General features: G+C 66.1%; 19 protein-coding genes. 7 read left to right on the forward strand and 12 right to left on the reverse strand.

Annotated elements, in window-relative coordinates; all coding sequences use genetic code 11:
* The first annotated feature begins 7 nt into the window (after window positions 1-7).
* Window positions 8-577, forward strand: coding sequence for a hypothetical protein (locus AB3X86_RS01100; protein WP_368594616.1), 570 nt, complete (start codon window positions 8-10; stop codon window positions 575-577).
* A 103-nt stretch (window positions 578-680) separates the two neighbouring features.
* On the opposite strand, the gene AB3X86_RS01105 is transcribed toward AB3X86_RS01100, so the two are convergent.
* From AB3X86_RS01105 to AB3X86_RS01125, 5 genes are all read right to left on the reverse strand, one after another.
* The gene (locus AB3X86_RS01105; RefSeq protein ID WP_368594617.1) at window positions 681-2,924 is read right to left on the reverse strand and encodes a polysaccharide biosynthesis tyrosine autokinase; all 2,244 of its coding nucleotides are present in this window, start codon (window positions 2,922-2,924) and stop codon (window positions 681-683) included.
* 49 nt (window positions 2,925-2,973) lie between these two features.
* Window positions 2,974-4,116 carry a polysaccharide biosynthesis/export family protein gene (locus AB3X86_RS01110; protein ID WP_176379101.1) on the reverse strand — a complete coding sequence of 381 codons (1,143 nt, stop codon included), beginning with the start codon at window positions 4,114-4,116 and terminating at the stop codon, window positions 2,974-2,976.
* 40 nt (window positions 4,117-4,156) lie between these two features.
* Window positions 4,157-5,542 (reverse strand): undecaprenyl-phosphate glucose phosphotransferase, encoded by a 1,386-nt coding sequence (locus tag AB3X86_RS01115; protein WP_368594618.1) that lies wholly within the window; start codon window positions 5,540-5,542, stop codon window positions 4,157-4,159.
* Window positions 5,543-5,595: 53 nt separating this feature from the next.
* Window positions 5,596-7,197 (reverse strand): sugar phosphate nucleotidyltransferase, encoded by a 1,602-nt coding sequence (locus AB3X86_RS01120; protein WP_368594619.1) that lies wholly within the window; start codon window positions 7,195-7,197, stop codon window positions 5,596-5,598.
* Between the two features lie 83 nt (window positions 7,198-7,280).
* A complete protein-coding gene (locus AB3X86_RS01125; RefSeq protein ID WP_368594990.1) occupies window positions 7,281-8,276 on the reverse strand; it encodes a GlxA family transcriptional regulator in 996 nt (331 codons plus the stop codon).
* 880 nt (window positions 8,277-9,156) lie between these two features.
* On the opposite strand from AB3X86_RS01125, the gene AB3X86_RS01130 reads away from it, so the two are divergent.
* Window positions 9,157-9,306, forward strand: a complete 150-nt coding sequence (locus AB3X86_RS01130; protein ID WP_176122562.1) for a hypothetical protein — start codon at window positions 9,157-9,159, stop codon at window positions 9,304-9,306.
* On the opposite strand, the gene AB3X86_RS01135 is transcribed toward AB3X86_RS01130, so the two are convergent.
* The 4 genes from AB3X86_RS01135 to AB3X86_RS01150 all read right to left on the reverse strand — a co-directional run bounded on the left by AB3X86_RS01135 (window position 9,307) and on the right by AB3X86_RS01150 (window position 14,326).
* Window positions 9,307-10,812 (reverse strand): MFS transporter, encoded by a 1,506-nt coding sequence (locus AB3X86_RS01135; RefSeq protein ID WP_368594620.1) that lies wholly within the window; start codon window positions 10,810-10,812, stop codon window positions 9,307-9,309. It abuts the gene before it with no gap.
* Window positions 10,813-10,885: 73 nt separating this feature from the next.
* Window positions 10,886-12,142, reverse strand: a complete 1,257-nt coding sequence (locus tag AB3X86_RS01140) for a CaiB/BaiF CoA transferase family protein (RefSeq protein ID WP_368594621.1) — start codon at window positions 12,140-12,142, stop codon at window positions 10,886-10,888.
* Window positions 12,139-13,155: a hydroxymethylglutaryl-CoA lyase gene (locus tag AB3X86_RS01145; protein ID WP_368594622.1), complete on the reverse strand. Its 1,017-nt coding sequence runs from the start codon at window positions 13,153-13,155 to the stop codon at window positions 12,139-12,141. Before AB3X86_RS01145 ends, AB3X86_RS01140 begins: the two co-directional genes overlap by 4 nt.
* Before the next feature lie 277 nt (window positions 13,156-13,432).
* On the reverse strand, window positions 13,433-14,326 hold the full coding sequence (locus AB3X86_RS01150; protein ID WP_176109422.1) for a LysR family transcriptional regulator: 894 nt from the start codon (window positions 14,324-14,326) through the stop codon (window positions 13,433-13,435).
* A 214-nt stretch (window positions 14,327-14,540) separates the two neighbouring features.
* Here AB3X86_RS01150 and AB3X86_RS01155 point away from each other — a divergent pair, with 214 nt between their 5' ends.
* Together AB3X86_RS01155 and AB3X86_RS01160 are read left to right on the forward strand one after the other, a co-directional pair.
* Entirely contained in the window at window positions 14,541-15,176 is a 636-nt protein-coding gene (locus AB3X86_RS01155; RefSeq protein WP_368594623.1) for a LysE family translocator, read from the forward strand.
* A 254-nt stretch (window positions 15,177-15,430) separates the two neighbouring features.
* Window positions 15,431-16,219, forward strand: a complete 789-nt coding sequence (locus AB3X86_RS01160; protein WP_368594624.1) for a sulfite exporter TauE/SafE family protein — start codon at window positions 15,431-15,433, stop codon at window positions 16,217-16,219.
* 45 nt (window positions 16,220-16,264) lie between these two features.
* On the opposite strand, the gene AB3X86_RS01165 is transcribed toward AB3X86_RS01160, so the two are convergent.
* Window positions 16,265-16,513: a hypothetical protein gene (locus tag AB3X86_RS01165; RefSeq protein WP_176109425.1), complete on the reverse strand. Its 249-nt coding sequence runs from the start codon at window positions 16,511-16,513 to the stop codon at window positions 16,265-16,267.
* Window positions 16,514-16,777: 264 nt separating this feature from the next.
* Complete coding sequence (locus tag AB3X86_RS01170; protein WP_176122554.1) at window positions 16,778-17,116, reverse strand: BON domain-containing protein; 339 nt, start codon at window positions 17,114-17,116, stop codon at window positions 16,778-16,780.
* Between the two features lie 553 nt (window positions 17,117-17,669).
* Between AB3X86_RS01170 and AB3X86_RS01175 the strand changes: the two genes are divergently transcribed.
* From AB3X86_RS01175 to AB3X86_RS01185, 3 genes are all read left to right on the forward strand, one after another.
* Window positions 17,670-19,073 (forward strand): TAXI family TRAP transporter solute-binding subunit, encoded by a 1,404-nt coding sequence (locus tag AB3X86_RS01175; protein WP_368594625.1) that lies wholly within the window; start codon window positions 17,670-17,672, stop codon window positions 19,071-19,073.
* Window positions 19,074-19,234: 161 nt separating this feature from the next.
* The gene (locus AB3X86_RS01180) at window positions 19,235-19,894 is read left to right on the forward strand and encodes a 2-hydroxychromene-2-carboxylate isomerase (RefSeq protein ID WP_368594626.1); all 660 of its coding nucleotides are present in this window, start codon (window positions 19,235-19,237) and stop codon (window positions 19,892-19,894) included.
* A gap of 202 nt (window positions 19,895-20,096) precedes the next feature.
* A complete protein-coding gene (locus AB3X86_RS01185) occupies window positions 20,097-21,035 on the forward strand; it encodes a LysR substrate-binding domain-containing protein (RefSeq protein WP_368594627.1) in 939 nt (312 codons plus the stop codon).
* A 105-nt stretch (window positions 21,036-21,140) separates the two neighbouring features.
* Here the strand turns inward: AB3X86_RS01185 and xdhC are convergent, their stop codons facing one another.
* The gene (gene xdhC / locus AB3X86_RS01190) at window positions 21,141-21,752 is read right to left on the reverse strand and encodes a xanthine dehydrogenase accessory protein XdhC (RefSeq protein ID WP_368594628.1); all 612 of its coding nucleotides are present in this window, start codon (window positions 21,750-21,752) and stop codon (window positions 21,141-21,143) included.
* Window positions 21,753-21,760 lie beyond the last annotated feature (8 nt).

Below are 21,760 nucleotides of genomic sequence, written 5' to 3' on the forward strand. Positions count from 1 at the left end.
GGCCGTCGTGCCATCGTCTCCACTCGTCGTCACCACCGCACCCACCGCAGCGCCAACCACGAAATCGGGCGCGGGCGTCGCCGCGACCACGCCGCGCGGTACGGCGGTCGCGTCGATCAACACCAACCACAGCAGCAACACCGACACGTTGGCCGCCCCGCTCAAGCTGGCCGACAAACAGCGCGCCGACGCCGAGCGCAATCTGAAAGCCGCGCACGGTTATCTGCAACGAGGCAATCTGTCGGCGACCAAAGCGCGCCTCGGCGCGGCCATTACCGCGCAGCCCGACAATCGCGACGCGCGCCGCATGCGCGCCCAGGTGAGCACGCTAGAGCAGCAACGGGACGCGCTGCTGAGTCTCGCGCGCGGCTGTAGCAACGTCGGACGTTGGGAGTGCGCGTCGCACAACGCCAACGAAGCGTTGCGGATCGATTCGAGCAGCAAGGACGCGCAGCGCCTCGTCTCGCTCGCGTCGCACGAATCGGCGTGGCAGACCATCCCGCCGTCGGCGTGGCAGACCGTGGAGCCGCCGGCGGAAGAGTCGCACGCATTGCGCGATCTGCTGCGCCACCACTGAGCTAAGGATTGCGAGGGATCTCGCGAGACGGCGGCACGAGCATGCCGCCAATCACGGCTGCCCGCGCGGCGCTCCCCAAAGACGCGCCGCGCGGGCAGCCGTGTCAACCGACGATGCTGTCGTAGCCGTAATAGCCGCCCTGATACCCCGAGCCGAGGAACGCAGCTTCCTGCGGCACGTCAGTGAGCAGCACGCCGCGCAGGCCGACGCCACCGTTACGCAGGCGTTTGGCGGTTTCGATGATCTCGTGCAGCGGCTGACGCCCATGCCGCACGACCAGCAGCGACGTCGCCGCGTATTTGCCGATCAGCGTCGAATCGGTCACGGCGAGCACCGGCGGCGTATCGATGATCACGACGTCGTATTGCGGCTTCAGCACCTCGAGCATAGCCTCGAAGCGTCGGCTCATCAGCAGTTCGGCCGGGTGCGAGGGGAGCGTGCCTTTCGCGAGCACGTCGAGGCCCGGCAGCACGTCGCGCTGGATCATTGCGTTGAGATCGCCACCGCACAGCACGTCGGACAGTCCCGGCCGATGACTGACGCCGAAATGCGAATGCACGTCGCCGCGCCGCATGTCACCGTCGATGATCAGCACGCGCTTGTTTGCCGACGCGACCAGCGTCGCCAGATTCACCGACAGAAACGACTTGCCCGCATCGGGCCGCGACCCGGTGATCATCACGACGTTGTTGGCCGCATGATCGAGCGACAACTGCAGCGACGTGCGCAGATTGCGCACGCCCTCCACCGCGAGATCCTCGGGCGCCTGCTGCGCGAGCACATGCTGCCCGCGCTGGCGCAATGACACCTTTTCCTGCAGACGCAATTGCGTCTGGCTGCGCGGCACCACCGCGAATACCGGCACGCCGAGCATCCCCTCGAGTTCGTCCGGGCGCTCCACGCCGCCGCGCATCGCGCGCTTCAGGAACACCAGCAGCAAGCCGAGCACGAGGCCGCCGCCGAGCGACATCAAAATCACCAGCATCCGCTTCGGGCGCACCGGATCGTCGGGCGTTTCGGCGAAGTCCACCACGCGCACGCCGCCCACCTGCCCGGCCTGCGCCACCCGCAGCCGCTGCACGCTGTTGAGCAGGTTCGTGTAGAGATCGGTGTTCACGTGCACGTCGCGCTGCAGACGCAACGCGGTCTGCTCGGTGTCGGGCATCGTCGAGACGCTGCGGTTCATCGTGCTCTGCGCGCCCTGCAATGCGGCGATCTGCGCATCGAGCGCGGCGACCGTCGGATGGTTCGGCGTGAACTTCTGCAATAGCTCCGCGCGCTGCTGCTGCAGATCGAGCAGCTTCGTCTTGTTGTCGACGATCTGCTGCAGCAGCAGCTTGCTTTCTTCGCCGAGATCGACGGTGCCATGGGCATTGCGGAACTTGCCGTAGCGTTCTTCCGCATCGTCGAGCGCCTTGCGCGCGGCGGGCAGTTGCTGCTCGAGATACGCGAGCGTGTGATCGGACTCGCTCGAACGGCTCGCCAGATCCTGGCGCACGAACTGGCGCGCCACGTTGTTGACGATCGCCGCGGTCAGCGCCGGGTCGGCGCCTTCGAGGCTCACGCGGATCACGCCGGAGTCCTCGGCCGTCTCCTGCACGACCATCGTCTTCGCCAGACGCTCCACCGTGCCGAGCGTCGAAGCGCGCGTCAGTTCGAAACGCGAGCCCGGCGCGCCGACCAGTGTGTCGACGTGCAGCGTGATCGGCCCGACCGCGGTATCGGTCTGCACGGTCTCGCCGACGCGCCCCGACAGAATCGCGCTGCCGTGAGGATCGCGCAGCATGAAGGTGTTGCCGGCGCCCGCAACCAGCGTGAAGGTCTCGCCATACAGGTCCTTCGACACGTCGAAGCGCGACACCGCGATGCTTTCGTTGCCCCACGCGAATCCGCGCAGGTTGATGAACGACGGCAGCCGGAACCACCAGTGCCCGTTCACGAGTCCCGCGATCCTGCTGCCCATCACCGGCAGATAACGCGGCTTCGCCGTGATGTCGAGGTGCAGCGCGCGGACCGCTTCCTCGGTGACGAGACGCGACTTCAAAAGCTCGATCTGCGCCGCGGTCGACGGTTTCGAATCGTACGCGCCGGGAAGCGGCGATGCCGCATCCCGGCCGTTCGCATTGACGTTCGCCGCATTCGCCGTCCTGTCCTGAACGTGAAACAGCACGTCCGAACGATAGACCGGCGGCGTGAGGAACGCGTACGCGCTACCGAGCGCGAGCGCGATCAGCGTCACGATGAGGATCGTGCGCCAACCGCGCACGATCGTGCGCACGTAGTCCGACAGATGCAACTGCCCCGGTTCATACACGCCGGCGTAGCGATTTTCGTAATTGATTGCCATGTTTTCACCCAACAAGGCCTGCCGGTTCAGATATCGCGTCACGCCTGCGTTACTTCGACACGACGACTCCCGTCACCGCCGCGTTGATCGCCGGCAACAGCAGGTTCAGCACGCGGTTGAAGCGAACGAGACCGCCCTGGCCGACGTACACGATGTCCTTCGGCTGCAGCTCGAACTGGTTCGCGAGCAGCATCGCCACCGGCGAAGTCGCGTCGAGGTGATAGATCTGCGGCGACTCGCTGGTCGAATTGCGGATCACGAACAGTTGCTGCCCCGAGGCCGTGTTCGAGTCGAAGCTGCCGCCGTCCGAGATCGCCTGCGACAGCGTCAGCGAGCCGTTGCGCAGCGGCAGCACCGTGGCCGGCTTGTTGACTTCGCCCATCACGTAGACGCCGCTGTCTTCGCGCGCGTTCACGCGCACGGTATCGCCCGGCTGCAGATAGATTTCCGACGGATTGCGGCCGCGTTTGACGAGGTCGTCGATGTTCAGCCTATAGGTCGTGCCGTTGCGGATCAGATCGACGCGGCTGCGATCCGCGGTCGTGGTGAAGCCGCCGCCCAGGCCGATCGCATTCGTCAGCGACATCGGGACGTCGTTGATCGATTGCGTGCCCGGCGTGCGCACTTCGCCATCGACATACACCGTCGCGTTACGGAACGACGCGACGCGCACCGTTATCTCAGGCTTCTGGTACACCTTGCTCAAACGCTGATTCAATTCGCGCTGGATCTGCGAGACGGTCTTGCCCACGACGTGCAGTGTGCCCGCATACGGAAACTGGATGTCGCCGGTTTCATCGATCAGGAAGCCCGGCATCGCATCGCTAGGGCGCGAATTGGTCGGCGGCTGGCCAAGAGCGGCCGCGAGTTCCGGGTGATCCCACACGACGATCTGCAGCACGTCGCCAGGGCCCAGCTTGTACGGCGCCGGCTTGCCGAACAGCCCCGCCGTCTCCGGCGGCAGTTGGGAAGCCTTCTGATCGGCACCAATCTTCCTCAGCAGTTCCAGATTGATATCGGTGATCGGAATCTGCTTCTGCTGCGAAGCTTCGGTACTGAATTCGCCACCCGTGTCCTGAATCCCGGCCGGCGTGATCATCCGTTGTCCCGGCACGATCTGGCATCCGGAAAGTAATACTGCTGCACTAGCGAAAACCACAAGACTTCCTGTGCGAAAACCAAGTGAGCTCATGATCTTTACTCCTTCGCCCCGAGGCGTTGTTATCGACTTTCTAATAAGCGTTTCGATGCACCAGTCCGGCGACAATCGTCGCGCCGATGATCCGCATATCGAGTGCGAACGACCAGTGACCCAGGTAGTACAGGTCATGTTCGACGCGACGCTCCATCTTCTCGATGCGGTCGGTTTCGCCACGGAAGCCGTTGATCTGCGCCCAGCCCGTGATTCCCGGTTTGATCCGGTAGCGATGGATATAGCCCGCGACCACCTTTTGATAGAGGTCGTCGTGCTCGAGCGCATGGGGACGCGGTCCTACGACCGACATGTCGCCACGCAACACGTTGAAAAATTGCGGCAGCTCGTCGAGGCTCGTGCGGCGCAAAAACGCGCCCACTTTCGTCACGCGCTTGTCGTTGCGCGTCGCCTGGCTTAAGGTACCCTTCGCTTCGGTATGCACGCGCATCGAGCGGAACTTGTAGATCGTAAACACGCGGCCGTCCGCGCCCTTGCGCTTCTGTTTGAACAGCACCGGTCCGCGCGACGAGAGCTTCACCGCGATCGCGATGCAAACGAGCAGCGGCGCGAGGGCCACGATCGCGGCCGCCGCGAACAGCCGGTCGAAAATTTCCTTCTTCAGCATCGCGTTGGCCGACAGCGGCGAGGCGACCAGATTGATCGCCGGCATGCCGAGCAGATCGACCACGCCGCTGCCTTCGAACAGCGCATGACTGCGCACGTCCGGCATGAAGCGGATATTCACGAGGTCGTCGCGGAACTCGTCGATCAGCGCGCAGATCAGCGGCTCTTCGGACAGCGACAGCATCAGCCATAGCTCGTGCACGTCGTTGCTGCGGATGTAGTCGGCCAGCAGATCGACGCGATCGAACACCGGCACGCGCGGATTCGTCACGCCAGAGTCGTCCGGGCGCGTGTTGTAGACGGCGGTCGCGCGAAAGCCCGCGCTCGGCGCCGACTCGATGCGGCGCAGGATCGCATCGCACTGCGAGCCGCTGCCGACGATCGCGACCTGATGCAGGTTCATGCCCGCGCCGCGCGCCCGCGCGAGCACCGCGTGCGTAATCACCCGATTCGCGATCAGCAGGCCGCCCGTCGTCGCCGTCCAGTACGAGAACCACAGCCGCGACACGATATCGATGCGATGCAGCGAGTACATCAGCACGAGCGCGCAGGCCTGCACGATCAGCCACGCGAGCGACACCTGCCCGGCGAGCCCGAGCTTCGAGCGTCCGCGCCATGATTCATATACCCCGAACGCGGGGAAGATCGCGAGCGCGAACGCAGCCGAAAACATCACCAGCGCCCAGTAGAAACCTGACTGGCCGAGATAGTCGAAGCGAATCCGTGACGCCACGGTCGCGCCCACCAATACCAAAGCGACATCGAAAATCCGCGCGAGCAGATCCTGAAACTTGCGCATTTTCCTTACCTCGTTCTGCCTTCCTGTACGCAAAAAGGGTGTGCATGAGCTGCCTACGGGCAGCGGCCGTAGTTATCGTCAAACCTCACGATGTCGTCTTCGCCGAGATAGGTACCCGACTGAATTTCGATGATTTCAAGCGGCACCCTGCCCGGGTTTTCGAGCCGGTGACGCGTGCCGAGCGGAATATAGGTCGATTCGTTTTCGCTGAGCAGGAACTGCTCTTCGCCGCGCGTGACGAGCGCGGTGCCGCGCACGACCACCCAATGCTCGGCGCGGTGATGATGCAGTTGCAATGACAGCTTCGCGCCGGGCGTCACGACGATGCGCTTGACCTGGAAGCGCTCGCCGCGATCGATCGAATCGTAGAAGCCCCACGGGCGCCGCACCTTGCGATGCGCGTCGGCCTCCGGCGCGTGCTGCGCCTTGATGCGCGACACGAGCCCCTTGACGTCCTGCACATGCGAGCGGTCCACCACGAGCACCGCGTCGGCGGTCTCGACCACGACGACGTTGGCAGTGCCGACGCACGCGACGAGCCGCCCTTCCGAATGCGCATAGCAGGACACCGCGCCTTCGAACGTCACGCGCCCGCGCCCGGCGTTGCCGTTCGGGTCCTTCTCCATCGCGGCCCATACCGCGTCCCACGAGCCGAGGTCGGACCAGCCGGCTTCGAGCGGGATCACGACGCCGGGCGGCATGTCCGCGGCCGGGTTTCGAGCTTGCGTCTCGCTTGGCGCCGCGCCTTGCGTGTCGGCGTTGCTCCCGCTGTCGCCTTCTGCCGGCGGTGGTTCGGTCAAACGCTCCATCACCGCGTAGTCGATCGAATCGGCGGGCACGTCGAGGAACGTGTCGTGCGACGGCCGGAACACGTCGCCGTCCTGCTTGCCGCTCGCGAACGCGCTCGTGCACGGCGCATGCATGTCGGGCCGCAGCGACGCGAGCGTGTCGAGCCACACGCGCGCACGCACGATGAAGATGCCGCTATTCCACCAATAGGTGCCCGCGCTCAGGTATTGCCGCGCGATTTCCTCGGCGGGCTTCTCGACGAAACCGTCGATCGCGTGGCCGCCGGCGGCCAATGCGGCGCCGATGCGGATATAGCCGAAGCCGGTGTCGGGACGCGTCGGCGGCACGCCGAGCGTCGCGATCGCGCCCTCGCTCGCGTGGTGGGCCGCGCACGCCAGCGCGCGCTGCAGCGCGGGCACGTCCGCGATCGCGTGATCGGCCGGCATCACGATCAGGATCGCGTCGTCGCCGGCGGCGCACGCGAGCGAGGCCGCGAGTGTCAGCGCCGGCGCCGTGTCGCGGCGCGCGGGCTCGACGATCAGACGCGCGTCGACGCCGTTTTCGTGCAACTGTTCGGCGATCACGAAGCGATGCTCCTCGCCGCACACGACGATCGGCGATGCATCGACGCTCCAGCCCGCCGGGAAGCCCTCGAGCCGCCGCGCGGTCGCCTGCAGCAGCGAGTCGGAGCCGACCACGTCGATCAGCTGCTTCGGAAAGTTTTCGCGCGACACCGGCCAAAGCCGCGTGCCCGAGCCACCCGCGAGAATGACCGGGACGATGTGCGCGCAGCGCGCGCCAGCAACCCCGGCGCTTGCGCCGTTCGGCTCGACGGATCGGGCGCTCACACCTGCCTGCGTCAACATATCGGGAATCCTTATCGGTCTGCAAGGTACAACGGACCCGTCCCCGCCTGCACTGCGCGGTGACCGGGTTGGCTCCGTCGGTGCTACTCGCCCGCCATGCGGCGGCTTTGAATCCTGAACTCGGTCGGTGAAATCCTCATCCGCTTGCGAAACACTTTCGCGAGCCGATCGCCGTTGCCCATCCCGGTTCGACGTGCGATCTTGTCGACCGGCAATTCCGATTCGGTCAACAGGCTGCACGTCACCGCGAGGCGCTCGTGCAACAGGAAACTCGACGGTGTAATACCCATTTCCATCTTGAAGCGGCGCAGAAAGTTGCGCTCGCTCATCGCCGCGAACTGCGCGGCATCCGCAATCGAAATCGCCTGCTGGCAGTTTTCCTGCAGCCAGCGCGCCGCCGCGCGAACCTTGTCGCCGGGACTCATGCCGCCGTCCTCGCCGAGCAGCGGCGCGAGGTTCGTGCACGAGTCCGACAGCAGCCGTTCGGCTGCCGAGCGTGCGGTTGCGTTGCCCAGATCGCGCTTGATCATCGCGAGCGCGCTGCGCATCGATTCCAGCCGGTCGCTCAGTTCGACGGCACCCTGCTCTGCCGAACCCGTACCATTCCTGGCCATAGTTGGCTGGCGCAGGTCGCTCGCATCCTTGTCCTCGGGCAGCGCCGCCGCGTCGAGCACCGCGCGCCCTTCGGCGATCGAGCGGATCATCGCGGTGTTGCGACGCACCCGCCGCAGCCATCCGAGCACCCGCTCATCGCGCGCTGCGGACGCCGCGCCCTTGCCGCCCGCCACATAGAGCGCATCGAAGCCGACGTAATGGCGCGCGTCGAGTCCATCGGTCCATACGCGCAACCCCGACGACGAACTCACCATGCCGCCGTCGGCGGATAAAAACGATACGTCGTACAGCCACGCGCCCGAACCGGAAGTGGACAGTTCGTTGGCAGCCTGGAACATCTCGGCGATAACTCCTGCTCCTTGCAGCGAGCAGTCGTTGAACAACAGAATCGCGACACGACGCACGCCCTTGTTCGGCGCATGCACCCAACGCAGCATTGCAGACTCGAGACTCGCGCAGGTCATAGTCATCCTCTCGACAGAAAACGATCAACTACACCTTTGACGATCACGCGCAATGCGAACTCCGCGCAGTGCATCATAGCGACGACCTCCGGCGCTCTGCCGCCATGTCCGAAAGTGCGGACATATTGGCGCTATGACTACATGATCGGCCAGTGCAATTCGGCTCAATACCGAAGCGACCGTCTTTTCAATGGATTAATCGTCTATCCGCATATGGTTGAATATGCACTCGTGAAGCTTAAAGCAATTTGAAAAATGAATGCGTACGCCAGCGCACACTATCGGGCTACTCGAAAAACGACGCACCTCCGCTTTATTCACCCACTGGCGCGTATTTTAAAAGCGATTTTTTGCTAGAAGTCGCCGATGATGAGTAGAAGGTACCCCACCCTCCCCTAGCGAGCCCGGCTTCATCGGCAAGCTCCCCTAACCATCGGCGCAAGCACCGCGCGACCGCCGATTCCACCGTCCAATACGAACACTCAACGCGCCAGAAAAGATTATTTAAATCATTTTTATTGACGGCCGGAATATAAACATGGCGATTAACGTTTCAGACTTGAAACATGGATATCGGACAACTTTAGCGTCACTGCAATAGGCGGGCCAATGGCGGAATACATCGGGTGCGACCGGGTGCATTTCCGCCAACCGATTGCGGAAAGGCACTATGAGGTTCTTCGCAAGGATGGTCGCGGACAGCGAACGAAACCCGCTTCCCGGTACGCAACGAAGGTGACAGCCATCCAGAACGCGCCGCGTAATGGCACGTCGCGACGATAGTTCGGCGTCGCCTGACAGGCTTACGGCGGGCAAGCGCACATAGAAATGATGTTGAACGGGCTACGATGCCCCCGACAAACGCGCTGGAACCGCACACATGAACGGCATTTCATGGATCACGCTGATACTTGCCACGATGATCGGCGGATTCCTGTTCGCCATGATCGGCGTCTTGCTGCTCGCGCTGCTGCTCGGCAACGTGTCGGACCGGCTGTCGAGCAACGACGAGACTCGCCAGGACTCCTAGCTACTTCGAAATATCCTCGAGCGCGACATCGCGCGTCTTCGGCCCGAGCGTACCGATCGCGACCATGACGATCGCCATCGCTCCCGAGATGAACACGAACACGCCGTTCACGCCGAAGCGGCCGAGGCAGGCGGCGATCACGAACGCCGAGAACATCGCCGAAATCCGGCTCCACGAATAAACGAAGCCGACCGCGCGCGCCCGGATGCCGGTCGGAAACAGCTCGGCCTGATACGCGTGATAGCTGTACGAAATGATGTTGCCCGCGAGCACGAGGCACACGCCGAGACTCACGAGCAGCACCGTCTCGCGCGCCTGGCTGAACGCGAGTCCGCACACGACGTTGATCGCCGCCATGCAGATGATGACGCTCTTGCGCTCGAAGCGATCGGCGATCAGCAATCCCAGCAACGGACCGAGCGGCGCCGCGATCGCGATGATGCTCGCGTACATCAGACTCGTCGTCACCGTGACGCCCTGCTTGATCAGCAGCGTCGGAATCCAGTTCGCGAAGCCGTAGTAGCCCATCGTCTGGAACACGTGAAAGATGATCAGCATCAGCGTGCGCTTGCGATACGGCGGCACCAGCAGATCGCGAAACGCCGCCCGCGCGCGCACCGGTTCGGGCAACGCGGGCTCGGGCAACGGCAGGCCGCATTGCCGCTGGTACTCGCGCGCGACGCGTGCTTCGAGACGCGTCATCACCGCGTCGGCTTCTTCGAGGCGGCCCTTTTGCGCGAGCCAGCGCGGGCTCTCCGGCAAACCTCTGCGAATCCACCACACGACGATCGCGCCAATCGCGCCGATCAGCACGACCACACGCCAGCCATCGAAACCGAACACCCGTTGCGGCACCAGCAGATACGACAGGAACGCGACGATCGGCACCGCGCAGAAGCCGACCGCCTGCGAACACGCCGAAGCGCGCCCGCGAATGTGCTTCGGCACGAGCTCGGAGATATACGTGCCGATCGTGACGATCTCGACGCCGATGCCGATCCCCGCGATAAAGCGCCAGCAGTTCAAGCCGAACGCCGTGTGCTGGAACGCCATCACGACGTTGGCCGCCGTGTACCACAGCAGCGACCACGTGAAGATTGCGCGGCGGCCGAAGCGGTCGGCGAGAAAGCCACACGCCGCCGTACCGATGAACAGGCCCGCGAACAGCGCGGCGATGAAACTCGCGACGCCGCTCGTGCCGAACAGCCCGCGCGTCGTGGCGGTGAGCAGCCCGCTATGCACGAGCCCCGGCGCGATATAGCCGGAGTACATCAGGTCGTAGAGTTCGAAGAACATGCCGAAGCTCAGCAGCATCACGAGCTGCCAGATCGTGCGGGTCGCGGGCAGCCGGTCGAGCCGCGCGGAAATCCGCGCGCCATCGAGCGCGATCGCGCCGGCGCGCTCCGTCGCTGTCGCATCGGCGCGCACGTCCGTGGGTGAGCCATCGAGCGCGCCGGCCGCCTCGCCGAGCGCAGTGGCGTACATCGCCTGATTCGACGATTTCATCGTCTGTCTCCAGAGTTTTTGGTCTATTGCCCGTTGCAACGGGTGCAGCGCGGCACGGCGCTCGTGCAGCCGCTCACGCAGCCGCGCGGGGCTTCCGCGATGGCACGGCACCGCTCAGTTCCGCGATCCGCGCGTCGTCGAAGCCGAGTTCGCGCAGCACGTCGACGGTGTGCTCGCCGATCTTCGCGATCGGCTGGCGCGGCCCGAGACGCGCACCATCGAGCGAAATCGGCAGCAACGGCATCGCGGTTTCGCTGCCGTCGTCGAGAGTCAGCGGCACGAGGCCGCCGCTCGCGTTCAGGTGCGGGTCGTCGAACAGCTCTTCGGGCTTCGTGATCGACGCGAACGGAATGTGATTGCGCTCGAACAGCGGCACGAGCGTCGCGCCGTCGAAACGGCTCAGGCTTTCGCCGAGCGTCGGCAGCAGCCAGCCGCGCGCGAGCACGCGGTCGTTGTTGGTCGCGAGGCGCGCATCGGCGAGCAGATCGTCGCGCTCGAGAATCGCGCACAGCGCGCGCCACTGCGCGTCGCCGGTCGCGGCGATGAACATCTGCTCGCCGTGCGCGAGCGTGAACACGTCGTAGACGGCCCAGGCGCTGATGCGCTCGGGCATTGGCGCTGCGGCCACGCCGGTGGCCGCGAACTGCTGCATGTGCTGCGCACTCAGCAGCACGCAGTTCTCGAACAGCGCGCTCTGCACCTCCTTGCCGCGGCCGCTCGCGTGCCGCTCGTGCAGCGCGGCCAGCACGCCGATCGCGCCGAACATGCCGCCCATGATGTCGTTGACCGAGCTGCCCGCGCGCAGCGGACGGCCCACCGGCCCGGTCATGTACGCGAGGCCCGCCATCATCTGCACGACTTCGTCGAGCGCCAGACGATGTTCGTACGGACCATTTAGAAAGCCCTTGTGCGACACGTAGATCAGCTTCGGATTGCGCTCGCGCAGCGTCGCGTAGTCGAGGCCGCGACTCGCCATGCGGCCGGGTTTGAAGTTTTCGACGAAGACGTCGGCGCTATCGACCAGTTGCTTCAGCGCGGCGAGACCGGCTTCGCTGTCGACATTGAGCGCGACGCTCTTCTTGTTGCGATTGAAGGTGCGGAAAAATCCTGCGCCGGTGCCGAGCAGCCGGCGTGTGCTGTCGCCACGCGGCGGCTCGACCTTGATCACTTCGGCGCCGAGGTCGCCGAGGATCATGCCGCAGGTCGGGCCCATCACCATATGCGACAGCTCGATCACGCGGATGCCTGCGAGCGGCAACGTGCCGGGCTGCGGCGAAGACGCCGAAGACGTCGAAGACGGAGTTGAGGTAGAGGAGGACAGCGGAGTCATTGCGGCACCTGCGGAGCGGAAGAATGGGAATAACGCAAAGATTCGGAGGGCTCAGCGGATTCGCGCGCGGTCGATTGCGCGTGCGAGAACTGCTTCGGCAATCCCGCTCGCGCGAGATAGCCATACAGCGGCTCGCCCGGCAGCGCTTGCGCGAGCACCGCGCGCGAGGCGAGCAGCCGCGTGATGTCGATGCCGGTGTCGTAGCCCATGCTGTCGAGCATGAACACGAGGTCTTCGGTATTGACGTTGCCGGTCGCGCCCGGCGCATGCGGACAGCCGCCGAGACCGGCCAGCGACGCATCGAATTCGCGAATCCCGTGCTGCAGCGCGACCAGCGTGTTGGCAAGACCGAGGCCGCGCGTGTCGTGGAAGTGCAGCGAGCGGAGCGTGTCGCCCGCGACGTCGCGCACCAGCTCGATCACCTTGCCGACCTGGCGCGGCGTCGCCTCGCCGGTCGTGTCACCGAGCGCGATCACGTCGGCGCCGGCCTGCACCGCGGCGCGCGCGATCGCGGCGATATCCGCGTACGGCACCGCGCCTTGCAGCGTGCAGCCGAACACCGTCGACAAACCGGCGATCAACTCGACGCGGCGCCCACCCGCCGAAGTCGCGCGATCGATCAGTTCACGCATCGCGGCGAACGCGTCGATCATCTCGGCAGGCGTCTTGCGCACGTTCGCGACGCTATGCGCGACGCTCACCGAAATCGGCGCGACGATGCGCTCTACGCCGGCATCGAGCGCGTGCTGCGCGCCCTTCAGGTTCGGCACGAGCGCCGTGACGCTCAGATCGCCATAGCTACGGGCGTGGGCCACTACTGCGGCGGCGTCGGCCATTTGCGGCAGCAGCTTCGCCGGCACAAATGACGCGACTTCCATATGACGCACGCCGGCCGCGTAGGCGGCGTCGATCCAGCGGCGCTTGTCGTCGGTGGACATGATGCGGGGAATGCTTTGCAGACCGTCGCGCAGACCGACTTCGGTCACGACGACGCGCTCGCGGGTGTCATTCATCGGTTTGAATCCTGATCGTGGACGCGGGCTTCGGACGCCCGTTGGATAGAAGTGATGCGCTAACTGGATCACAGCGTGCTCGCGCGCAGACGCGCGGCAAAGTCTGCATTGACGACGCCCGCCATCGCCGCTCGCGATGGCCGCTCAGGCCGATGGGGCGGCCTTTGACGCTCGCCTGGGTGAAATGCTTAAGGGTTTGTCTGGAGAGGTGGCGAACGGCGTCGCCGGGGGAGCTGCCAGGGACTGCCGGTGCGAGAGACCCGGTGCGTCTCCCGTCTTACCTGGCGTCCAACAGATGCTCGAGCAAGCGCGCGGCCGCCAGCGTCAACGCCGCGCGATCGCGCATGCAAATAACGAAGCGCCGCTCGGCCCACGCGTCGCGCAATGGCACGGCGACGATGCCGTACTCGTTGGCGGCATGGCGCGGCAATGCCTCGCGCGGCAGGATCGCGACCGCGAGACCCGCCTGGATGAAGCGATAGGCGGCATCGAACGTCGAGACATAGGTGCGGTAGTTCAACTCGCTGCCTTTCTCCAGCGCAATGCGCTGCATCAGCGCGTTGACCGACGCATTGGAGGCGAGCCCCAGATGATCGAATCCGAGCGTCTGTTCGAAGCCGACCTGCGTCTCGCCCGCGAGCGGATGCGCGCGCGGCACGATCAGCGCCAGATGATCGGCGCGATACGGCAGCGTGTCGAGACTGCCGAGCGGCACCGTGTCGCGACAGATGCCCAGATCGGCGACGCCCTCTTCGAGCCCGCGCACGATGTCCGCGCTGACGCGCTCCTCGACATCGACCCGAATCGCCGGATTCGCCTGCAAAAACGCGGACAACGCCTCGGGCAAGAACTCCACCATCGACGACACGTTCGCCAGCACCCGCACATGGCCGCGCGCGCCGGCCGCGTATTCACTGAGCTCGGCCTGCAAGCGTTCGTGGCCGCGCATGATGAGCCGCGCGTGGCGCAACAGCGCTTCGCCCGCGGCGGTCGCGCGCACGCCGCGCTGGCTGCGCGACAGCAGTGCAACATCGACGAGCGCTTCGAGATCGGCGAGCCGCTTGCTGACCGCCGACGGTGCGATGAACTCGCGCTCGGCCGCGCGCGCGATCGTGCCTTCCTCGCACACGGCGATGAACAAGCGCAGCGTGACCTGATCGATTTGCCACATCGGCGAAGCGGATTTGGGAGTTGGGAGTGGGGAATTATGCCCTGACGACGGCGGGCGCTGACGAGCGGTCACCCAGCCACGCGTTTCGCCCTTGCCCGAGCTTGCCCGCGATTTGCGGTCTGGCTATGCTGGCGGGTGCGTCGGCTACCCGCGGACGACCGGGCCGCGCCTGCACCGCACACTCCAACCAGAACAACCGCTCGAGAACCTGCTCATGTCCACCAACAGTCTGTTTTTCACCGCCGCCGGCGTCGGCCTCGCGATCGCCGCGCCGGTCGGCCCGATGGGGATGCTGTGCATCCGCCGCACGCTGACCGGCGGCCCGCGCGCGGGACTCGCGATCGGCTTCGGCATCGCGAGCGGCGACGCGGCCTACGGGCTGATCGCAGCGCTTGGCCTCGTCGGCATTTCGCAGTTCATGCTCGCGTACGACCGCCCGCTGCATCTGCTCGCCGGCCTGTTCCTGCTGTATCTCGGGGTGCGCGCGCTGCTGCAGAAGCCGTCCGCTGAAAGCGCCGACGGCAACGGCAAGCTCGCGCAGATCGGCCGCGCCGGCGCGCTGCGTGCGTACGCGAGCGCGCTGCTGCTGACGCTGACCAATCCGCAGACCATCATCATGTTCGCGGCGCTGTTCACGACGCTCGCACCGCGCGGCGCGTTTTCGCCGGCCATCGCGCTGACGACGGTCGGCGGCGTGTTCGCCGGCTCGATCGCGTGGTGGTGCTGTCTGGTGACGATGGTGTCGCTCGCGCGTCATGCGATCGGCAGCAGGCTGCGCCACGCGATCGATCGCGTGGTCGGCCTGATGCTCGCGGCGTTCGGCGTCGTCGAAATCCGCCGCGCGCTCTGAGCGGCGCTTCGCGCGCGAAGCGGCGCATCCGCGCCGCACCCGCCGAACGCGGCCCGCTGCCAGCCGCGACGCGCTCCCCTGAGTAAGTGCCGCACGCGGGCGCGGCAGTTTTGCGACAATAGCGCCTTTCGCCGCTCAGGCGCCGGCCGACGCGGCCGTGCAGCGCACCGCACACCGCCGCCGCCAGCCGCCCCGGCGCGTCCGCCGGCCTTGCCGCCCAATCCTTCACCCGCGCTGCGTCAGCTGTCCGTTCAATGGCACTCCCCCACATCGATCTGCTGTACTCCGTCTCCGGCCTGTTCGTCGGCTTTCTGGTCGGGCTGACGGGCGTCGGCGGCGGCTCGCTGATGACGCCGATCCTCGTCCTGCTATTCAACGTGCACCCTGCCACCGCGGTCGGCACCGACCTGCTGTACGCGGCCGCCACCAAGGCGACCGGCACGCTGGTGCACGGCCTGAAGGGCTCGGTCGACTGGCAGATCACGCTGCGCCTCGCGGCCGGCAGCGTGCCCGCGGCCACCATCACGCTGATCCTGCTGCATCGCTACGGGATGGACACGCCGGGCGCGGGCCGGCTGATCCAGGTCGTGCTCGGCGCGGCGCTGCTGGTTACCGCGATCGCGCTGGTGTTCCGTCCGCAGCTTGCGGCGCTCGGCGCGCGCAAGCTGCGCGCGCCGAGCCAGGGGCGCACGCTCGCGCTGACGATGCTGACCGGCGCGATCCTCGGTACGCTGGTGTCGCTGACGTCGGTGGGCGCGGGCGCGATCGGCGTGACGGTGTTGCTGCTGCTGTATCCGATGCTGCCGACGACACGCATCGTCGGCTCCGACATCGCGCACGCGGTGCCGCTGACCTTGCTTGCGGGCGCGGGACATTGGCTGCTCGGCTCGATCGACTGGTCGATGCTGCTGTCGCTGCTGGTGGGATCGCTGCCCGGCATCGCAATCGGCAGCTATATGGCGTCGCGCGCGCCGGAAGTACTGCTGCGCAATCTGCTCGCGGCGACGCTGACGCTGGTCGGCGTGCGGCTGGTGTTGTCGTGAGCCGCCCGCTGAAGACGCGTCAAGCGCACACGCCGCGACCGCTGTCTATTTGAAAAACCGGCTGGTCAGATCCGCCTCGAACTGCCGGACCCACTGACCGTGGCCGTCGCGATACGACCGTGACCAGTCGACACGCCGCACGGTGACGACCCGCTCATGCGCCGGCTCACCCGGTGCCGCGCTCGCGCTGATGTCGAAATGCGCGGGCGCGAAACCGTGCCTTGCGCACACCAGTTCGAATGCCGCGCGATCGCCGATCGGCAGATCGATGTAGCGAAACTGCGTGGTTTGCATGAGCTTGGCTCCCCGTTCCCTCTTCGTCACAGTACCCCGCGCGATGCATCGGTAATGTGCCGCAGCGCACGAAGCAGGGACAGCCGCGTCTCGATCAGCACCTGTGCGTGCGGCAAGCCACATTGCTGCGGTCCCGCAAACCTCGCCCGTCTCGCGCCCCAAATCGGCGGCGAAAAAAAAGCTCCGGCGAAAATGCCGGAGCCTCCGAATCGATTGATAGACCTCGCGACGCGGGCCTTGCGGCGCCGCGCGCACGCGCACCGCTTACTGCTGCTTCGCCGTCAGCTTGTTGGTCACCGACGTCACGCCCTCGACGCCCTTGGCTGCCTCGCCGGCCTTATCGGCCTGGCCCTGGTCCGGCACCGTGCCGGTCAGCGTCACGGCACCGCCACGCGCGCGCACGGCGATGTGCGACACGTCGAGACCCTGGGTCTTGGTCAGCGCGTGGCGCACCTTACGGCCAAGTTCGTGATTCGCTGCCTTGCCGGCCTTGACGGTGGCTGCCGCCGACGCCGTATCTGGAGCGTTCTGGGCGTAGACGCTGCACGCCGCCACCATCGCCACGACCGCACCCAGTGTTTTCAGAAAACCGACCGTTTTCATAGCTCTCTTCTCCTTGGTTTCACATTGGACCGCATCAACGAGCGGCTTCGTTACGACTACGGGCGGCCGTCATCGCGCGAACGCGCGCGTGCGCGACGGCCATCAACGTCTGACACGATGTGCAAGAGGCGAGAGAGGCTGATTACCTGTAATCGGTAACCGGCAAACCGCGAAGTCCGCCGACGTGCCCGGTTCTTGTCCGTCTTGCCGGGATATCGCCGCAAACGTTGGATCGCGGTAGCGATGCACAATTTAATCTAGCCGGCACAGAAGCGCAAAGGGTTTAGCGCGCGGCGTGGCGCACCGACAGCGGCTGCGTCATGCTTGCCGGATAAATACGGACACGCTCCGTGGTCGCGCAAAAATTGCCTGGGCGTCGTGCTGACGCACCCGCGACGCTCACCATTTGTTACGCGTTTGTCGGCCTGACGGGCGGCTACGCGATTCGCGGCCGTGCCAATCTCAGGTACCATCGGCGCGACGCGTGCTGGCGCGCCGCCCAAGCCGCCTGCGCGCATTCGAGCCCGACCGACCGCCGTTTTCAGAAGATCCGATGAAGCCTGACACCGGCCGCAGCCGCCCTACCCGTCTCGTCGCCCGTTTTGTCGCGATCTCGTGGCGCGACCTGGCGGTCTCGTTCGGCCCGCTCTTGCTGCTCGTGATCGTCGGCATCTGGGCCGCCGTGCGGCTGATTCAGCCCGCCCCGCCGAATACGCTGACGATTAGCGCCGGCCCGGTCGGCAGCACGTTCTGGATCGCCGCGCAGAAGTACAAGGCGATCCTCGCGCGCAACCGTATCACGCTGAACGTGCTGGCCTCGCAGGGCTCGCAGGAAAATCTGAAGCGGCTGTTGGACCCCAACGCCAACGTCGATGTCGGCTTCGTGCAGAGCGGCATCGCGCCCGCCGCGGCCGACAAGGACAAAAGCCTGATGTCGCTCGGCAGTGTCGCTTACGTGCCGCTCGCGATCTTCTATCGCGGCGCGCCGGTCGACTGGCTGTCCGGCTTCAAGGGCGAGCGCCTCGCGATCGGCCCCGAGGGCAGCGGCACGCGCGAGCTCGCGCTCGCGCTGCTGAAGGCCAACGGCATCGTGCCGGGCGGCCCGACCCAACTGCTGCCGCTGACGGGCGACGCAGCCGCCGACGCGCTGATCGACGGCACGATCGACGCGACCTTCCTCGCCGGCGACTCGGCGCAGCCGGCCGTGATGGGCAAGCTCTACCGCACGCAGAACGTGCGCTTCTACGATTTCTCGCAGGCCGACGCGTACACCCGCCGCTTTCCGTACCTGACGCAGCTGAAGGTGCCGATGGGCGCGTTCGACCTCGGCAAGAACCTGCCGGCGAACTCGATCAGCATCGTCGCGCCGACCGCCGAGCTGATCGCGCGCGATTCGCTGCATCCGGCGCTGTCGGATCTGCTGATCGAAGCCGCGCGCGAGGTGCACGGCGGCGCGACGACGATGCAGCGCGCCGGTGAATTCCCCGCGCCGCTCGCGCACGACTTCCCGCTGTCCGACGATGCCGCGCGCTACTACAAGTCGGGCAAGAGCTTCCTGTACCGGACGCTGCCGTTCTGGATCGCGAGCCTCGCCGACCGCCTGCTGGTGATCGTCGTGCCGCTGATCGTGCTGCTGGTGCCGGCGCTGCGCGTCGTGCCGGGCTTGTACGCGTGGCGCGTCAAGTCGCGCATCTATCGCTGGTACGGCGCGCTGATCGCGATCGAGCGCAGCGCGCTCAGCGAACACTCGTCGGCCGAACGCGCGTCGCTGATCGAGCGGCTCGACACGATCGAAGACTCGGTCAACGGCATGAAGATGCCGCTCGCGTACGCGGACCAGTTCTACGTGCTGCGCGAGCACATCGGCTTCGTGCGACGGCGGCTCATGGCAAGCCGCGACACGCCGGCCGGGCTGGACGAAGCCGACGAGCAGGCGGCCGATCAAGTCAAAGGCTGAGCGCGCGCCGGCGACACCGCCTGACCCCGCACCCGCCGCCCTCCACCAGGGGATATCGACCGGTGCAAGCCGGGAGCGCACCGCGTAAGATCGCTACAATTTTGATGAGATAACGGACGCACCCTCCGCTCCGTCCGACCCAGGCAAACCGGGAGACCTTTATGACCGTTGGCATCGACGCCCAACAGCCGCTGTGGTTTTACGATTTCGTCTCGCCGTTCACCTACCTGTTGCTCGAGCAACACGACAAATGGCCCGGCATGGACTTCGCATTCACGCCGGTCGTGCTGAACGATCTGTATCGCCACTGGGGCCAGCGCTCCGCGTACAGCGTGCCCGCCAAGCGCACCTTCATGTACCGGCATGCGCTGTTTCGCGCGGAGCAGCTCGGCATTCCGTACAAGATGCCGCCCGCTCATCCGTTCGATTCGATGAAACCGCTGCTGCTCGCGACCGCCGCGAACGGCGACGTGCAATTCGTGCGCGAGATTTTCCGCTTCATCTGGCGCGACGGGCGCGACCCGTCGAGCGATGAAGCGTTCGCCGAGCTGTGCGAGCGCGTCGGCAAGCCGGACGGCCCAAAGCTGATCCAGGACGAAGCGGTGAAGGCGCAACTGCAGCGCAATACCGCCGATGCGATCGACCTCGGCGTCTATGGCGTGCCGACGTTTCGTCTGAACGACCAGCTGTTCTGGGGCGAGGACGCGCTGCCGATGGTGCTGTACTGCGCGCGCACGCCGAACTGGCTCGAATCGCGCGAAGTGAAGCGGATCAGTTCGCTGCCGTGGGGCCTCGCGGACAAGCCGGCACCGGCGCCATAACTCGGCGGCGGCAGCGCGCCGCGCCGCGGCTGCGGCTTCCGCCCGAACGAAGCGCCGCCGGCACGCGCCGCGCTGATGCCGGCCATACCGCGCCCGCTATGCCGCCGACGCGCAAACGGGCCTAAGGTTATAAGCTTTCGCACCCCACGCGCTCGCCGCGCGGCGAGCCGATCGGCTGCGCCCGCGTCACCACGCTTCGACCATGGACGACACCGCCGCCTCACTCGATATCTGGCTCGTGCGCGTGCTGCGCACGCTTCTCGTCGAGCGCAGCGTCACGCAGACCGCGATGCGGCTGAACCAGACCCAGCCCGCAATCAGCACCGCACTGCGCAAGCTGCGCGAAACGCTCGGTGATCCGATTCTGGTGCGCGGCAAGTCGGGCATGGTGCCGACCGAATACGGCGAGTCGCTGCTCGCGGCCGCGCAGCGCGTGCTGCGCGATGTCGATTTCGTCGCGACGCCGCACGGCGATTTCGACCCGGGCCGCTCGCGCCGCACGTTTCGCGTCGCCGCGCCCGACTATCTGAACGACTTCTTCATGCCGACCGTGATCGCGCGATTTCGCGAAGCGGCGCCGCATGCGCGGCTCGAAATCGAATCGCTGGGGCCGCTGCTCGATCATTCGGCCGCGCTCGACGCCGGCGAACTCGATCTCGTGATCGGCAACTGGCCGAAGCCCGATCCGCGCTTCGAGCGCAGCGACCTGTTCGCCGATACCGTCGTGTGCATGATGCGCGCGGACCATCCGCTCGCGCGCGAGCCGCTCACGCGCGACGCCTATCTGGCCGCGCCGCATCTGGCGCCGACACCGTACAGCGGCACGCGCGGCGGCGCGATCGATACCGGCTTCGCGCGCGCGAAGGCGAGCCGGCGCATCGTCGCTACGCTGCCCTACTTCGGGCTCGTCGCGCAGACGCTTCTGCAATCCGATCTGATCTTCACGACCACGCGGCGCTTCGCGATGCACTACGCGAGCATGCTGCCGCTCGCGGTCGTCGATGTGCCGATCGCGTTTCCGCGCATCCGCTGCTATCAGTTGTGGCATCCGCAGCCGGATCGGCCGAGCGATATCGGCTGGCTGAGGACGTTGATGTCCGAGGTGTCGGATGAATTGGTGGCGCGCAAGCGCCGCGCGTGAAGACGCCGCAGCGGGGCCAACAACAACCGTCCAGCGGCAAATAAAGAAGGGGACGGCGTGTGAGCCCGTCCCCCTCGAACACTCGCGCAAGCCGTTGCGCGTGGCCTATGCCACGATCTGCTCGGTTGCGTGGATCTGGCTCGCGGCCTGCCGCGTCCTCACCCGCAGCAGTTGCGCGCACACCGCGATCGCGATCGCCGCTGGCGCCTTGTCGACGATACCCTCGACGCCGATCGGACAGGTCATCTCCGCGAGCCGCTCCAGCTCCACGCCGCGCGCGAGCAAACGCCGCTCGAACTTCACGCGCTTCGTCTTCGAGCCGATCATGCCGAAGTAGCTGAAATCGCGCCGTCGCATGATGCGCGCGGCGAGCGAAAAATCGAGCGCATGGTTGTGCGTCATCACCAGAAACCACGCGCCGGGCGGCGCCGCGTCGACGATCGCATCGGGTGTGTCGGTCGCTTCGACCTGCACGTTGGGCGGCGTTTCGTCAGGGAACAGCTCGTCGCGTTCGTCGACCCACTGGACCACGCACGGCAGGCCGCCGAGCAAATGCACGAGCGCATGGCCGACATGCCCCGCGCCGAACAGCACGATATGCATCGGCGCGGGCCGCGCTGCCAGTTCGGACGCGACGCTACGCCGGCCGATCCGCACCGGTGCGGCATCGTCGATGGCGCCGGTGCCGTTCAGATAATTGTTCAGGTGTGTTTCCATATCGCGCT

The organism is Paraburkholderia sp. BR14374, from assembly GCF_040948685.1.
GTDB lineage: Bacteria > Pseudomonadota > Gammaproteobacteria > Burkholderiales > Burkholderiaceae > Paraburkholderia > Paraburkholderia youngii.

Bases quoted from the DNA above. Each gene is read 5' to 3' on its own strand.
- AB3X86_RS01185 (WP_368594627.1), top strand. From the start codon at position 20,097: ATGGACGACACCGCCGCCTCACTCGATATCTGGCTCGTGCGCGTGCTG.
- AB3X86_RS01140 (WP_368594621.1), bottom strand. From the start codon at position 12,142: ATGACTCCGCTGTCCTCCTCTACCTCAACTCCGTCTTCGACGTCTTCG.
- AB3X86_RS01160 (WP_368594624.1), top strand. From the start codon at position 15,431: ATGGCACTCCCCCACATCGATCTGCTGTACTCCGTCTCCGGCCTGTTC.
- AB3X86_RS01145 (WP_368594622.1), bottom strand. From the start codon at position 13,155: ATGAATGACACCCGCGAGCGCGTCGTCGTGACCGAAGTCGGTCTGCGC.
- AB3X86_RS01180 (WP_368594626.1), top strand. From the start codon at position 19,235: ATGACCGTTGGCATCGACGCCCAACAGCCGCTGTGGTTTTACGATTTC.
- AB3X86_RS01155 (WP_368594623.1), top strand. From the start codon at position 14,541: ATGTCCACCAACAGTCTGTTTTTCACCGCCGCCGGCGTCGGCCTCGCG.
- AB3X86_RS01110 (WP_176379101.1), bottom strand. From the start codon at position 4,116: ATGAGCTCACTTGGTTTTCGCACAGGAAGTCTTGTGGTTTTCGCTAGT.
- AB3X86_RS01130 (WP_176122562.1), top strand. From the start codon at position 9,157: ATGAACGGCATTTCATGGATCACGCTGATACTTGCCACGATGATCGGC.
- AB3X86_RS01135 (WP_368594620.1), bottom strand. From the start codon at position 10,812: ATGAAATCGTCGAATCAGGCGATGTACGCCACTGCGCTCGGCGAGGCG.
- AB3X86_RS01175 (WP_368594625.1), top strand. From the start codon at position 17,670: ATGAAGCCTGACACCGGCCGCAGCCGCCCTACCCGTCTCGTCGCCCGT.
- AB3X86_RS01115 (WP_368594618.1), bottom strand. From the start codon at position 5,542: ATGCGCAAGTTTCAGGATCTGCTCGCGCGGATTTTCGATGTCGCTTTG.
- AB3X86_RS01120 (WP_368594619.1), bottom strand. From the start codon at position 7,197: ATGTTGACGCAGGCAGGTGTGAGCGCCCGATCCGTCGAGCCGAACGGC.
- AB3X86_RS01105 (WP_368594617.1), bottom strand. From the start codon at position 2,924: ATGGCAATCAATTACGAAAATCGCTACGCCGGCGTGTATGAACCGGGG.
- AB3X86_RS01170 (WP_176122554.1), bottom strand. From the start codon at position 17,116: ATGAAAACGGTCGGTTTTCTGAAAACACTGGGTGCGGTCGTGGCGATG.
- AB3X86_RS01165 (WP_176109425.1), bottom strand. From the start codon at position 16,513: ATGCAAACCACGCAGTTTCGCTACATCGATCTGCCGATCGGCGATCGC.
- AB3X86_RS01125 (WP_368594990.1), bottom strand. From the start codon at position 8,276: ATGACCTGCGCGAGTCTCGAGTCTGCAATGCTGCGTTGGGTGCATGCG.
- AB3X86_RS01150 (WP_176109422.1), bottom strand. From the start codon at position 14,326: ATGTGGCAAATCGATCAGGTCACGCTGCGCTTGTTCATCGCCGTGTGC.
- xdhC (WP_368594628.1), bottom strand. From the start codon at position 21,752: ATGGAAACACACCTGAACAATTATCTGAACGGCACCGGCGCCATCGAC.